1 protein-coding gene is annotated in these 2,695 nt (G+C 64.6%); it reads right to left on the bottom strand.

Annotated elements, in window-relative coordinates:
- Positions 1-2,227 (bottom strand): MMPL family transporter (locus tag ACWEBX_RS38985; RefSeq protein WP_451889442.1); only part of this gene is annotated, 2,227 nt, incomplete at its 3' end.
- Positions 2,228-2,695: the final 468 nt, after the last annotated feature.

The following is a 2,695-nucleotide window of genomic DNA, read 5'->3' as shown; positions in this document are numbered from 1 at the left end:
GCGGCAGTCGGTCGGCCTTGGCCTGGTTGCAGTCGACGCAGGCAAGCATCAGGGACGTGACCGACCAGGAACGCCTGAGCGACACCCCGGTGTCCGCGGCCGACGCCTTCTGGGAGGTGTCGGAGAGCCCTTCTCCTTCAACGTCAAAGTTGGGCAGTGCACTGTCCAGCCGGCGTGGCAGCCACCACGCCCGGTGACCGAGCAGAGCCAGGACCGCAGGGACGATGGCCATACGGACGACGAAGGCATCGAAGAAGACCGCGACGGCCAGCCCGAAGCCGATCATCTTGATCATCTGCTCGCCCGAGCCGATGAAGCCGGCGAAGACCGCGATCATGATGATGGCGGCCGCCGTGACCACACGTGCGCTGTGCCGGAATCCGGTGACGACGGCTTCCTGAGGCTGTTCGCCGTGCACGTACGCCTCGCGCATGCGGGAGACGAGAAAGACCTCGTAGTCCATGGCCAGTCCGAAGACCACACCGATCATGAAGATCGGCATCATGGACATGATCGGACCGGTCTGTTCGACACCGAACAGGGAGCCCAGCCAGCCCCACTGGAAGACGGCGACCACGGCTCCCAGTGCGGCCACCACCGAGAGCAGGAATCCCAGCGCCGCCTTCAGCGGCACAAGGATCGACCGGAAGACCACCATGAGCAGGATGAACGCCAGCCCCACGACCAGGGACAGGTAGGGCATCAGCGCGCTGTTCATCTTCTGCGAGAAGTCGATGTTCAGTGCTGTTGTGCCTGTGACCAGGACGTCTTGCTCGGAACGATTCCGGATCTCGTGAACCAGATCCTCGGTGGCGGCTGAAGAGGGGCGGTCATGCGGGATCACGGTGATCACGGAAGTGTTGCCGGCTGCATTGGCCGTGGGTGGGCTGACAGCCGTGACGCCCTTGATGCTTGTGATGGTCTGGGCCGCTTGGTCGGCAGCGGCCTTGTCACCATCGACGACCACCAGGAGGGGGCCGTTGAAGCCTGGGCCGAAGTGCTCTGACAGCAGGTCGTAGGCCTTGTGCTGAGTACTGCTGGAAGGCTGCGCACCGTCGTCGGGCAGACCCAGTTGCAGCGAAGCCGCCGGGACGGCGACAGCAGCCAGCCCCAGCACACCGGTCAGAAGAACCATCAGGGGGCGGCGCAGAACAAACCCTGCCCACCGACTGCCCGTGTTGGTCTTCGTCCGGGTCGACTGCGGCGTCTTCGTCTTCCGGTCCGTGACCCTGCTTCCGGCGAAGCCGAGCAGCGCCGGGACCAGAGTCAGGGCGATCAGGACAGCGATGATCACAGAACCTGCAGCAGCCAGACCCATTTTGGTGAGCATGGGGACGCCCACCACGGACAGGCCGGCCAGTGCAATGATCACTGTCAGGCCGGCGAAGACAACAGCCGATCCCGCCGTACCGACAGCGCGGCCGACCGCCTCTTCACGTTGTTTCCCGTCTGCGACTTCTGCGCGGTAGCGGGAGACGATGAACAGGGCGTAGTCGATTCCTACGGCGAGGCCGATCATCATGGCCAGGGTCGATGTGGTGGAACCAAGGTCCAGCGTGCCGGCCAGGGCTGTGATGACGGAAATCCCGATGCCCACCCCGATCATCGCAGTCAGCAGCGGAAGGCCGGCCGCAACCAGAGAGCCGAAGGTGATCACGAGGACGACACCGGCGATAACTACACCGACGATCTCTGTGGCACCCGGTGCCGGTGTCACGGCCAGGGCATCGCCGCCGATCTCGGCTTTGAGGCCGGTCTGCTCGGCCCGCTGGCCGGCCTCTTTCAGCGCATCCCGGGTAGCGTCGGTGACTTCGGGCGGAGTGACCTTGTAGGTGACGGAAACGTATGCGGTGGTCCCGTCCTGGGAAACAGCCTTCGCCTGGTAGGGGTCTGCCACGGCGGCGACCTGCCCAGAACCTGACTTGAGGTCAGCGACCACCTCTCGTACGGCATCCTGCTGGGTGGCAGCCGTCAGCTTCTGCCCATCGGCAGCTCTGAGGACGACTCGGGCTGTCGCACCGTCAGGGCTGCTGTTCGGGAACCGCTTCTCGATCAGGTCGAAGGCACGCTGGGACTCGGTTCCTGGCAAAGAGAACGTCGAAGAGACGGAAGACGATGCGGTTGCCGCGCCGACACCCGCCATCGCCAAAAGGGCCAGCCAGATCAGAGCGGTGGTTCGTCGTCGTCGGAAGGCAAGGCGAGCAAGTCTGTACAGGTACGTGGCCACGGGAGCTCCCAGAGGGCTCAATCGGCGCAGGGGGAACAGGGTCGGCCTGGTGCTGCGGCTGTATCGCCAGCAGCTCTCTGCCCGATACGGATGGGGTCCGGTCGGACAGTTCCTCCACGATCGATGGTGGTCTGGCCACGCCTCAGCGACGTGAGCAGACGATGCTCATGTTTCAGCTCACCAGTGCCAAGCCATGGGGCACTGCGAGAGTGGGTCGCGGATTGAGGTCCGTGAGTCTTTCGTTGTGAGGTGCCTCCTCCCCCGGCAGGCGGCTCTTCGGCGCCCCAGTGCTTGGATCCCGCCCCCTCTGAACACTCTTGGCCGGCTTTATCCCCAAGGCAGCCCTATTGCGTGCCAGTTCGGTGGACACAGACATGATGCCCCGCGGCCAGCATCCACCTGCTGGTCTCGTCGCTTGCAAGAGCTCACTCCGCACCCAGCAACTCACTCGGCCCGGACCTCACAACG

The organism is Streptomyces sp. NPDC005070, from assembly GCF_053600395.1.
The sequence above is the reverse complement of the archived record's forward strand: the minus strand, read 5'-3'. Positions and strand labels throughout refer to the sequence as shown.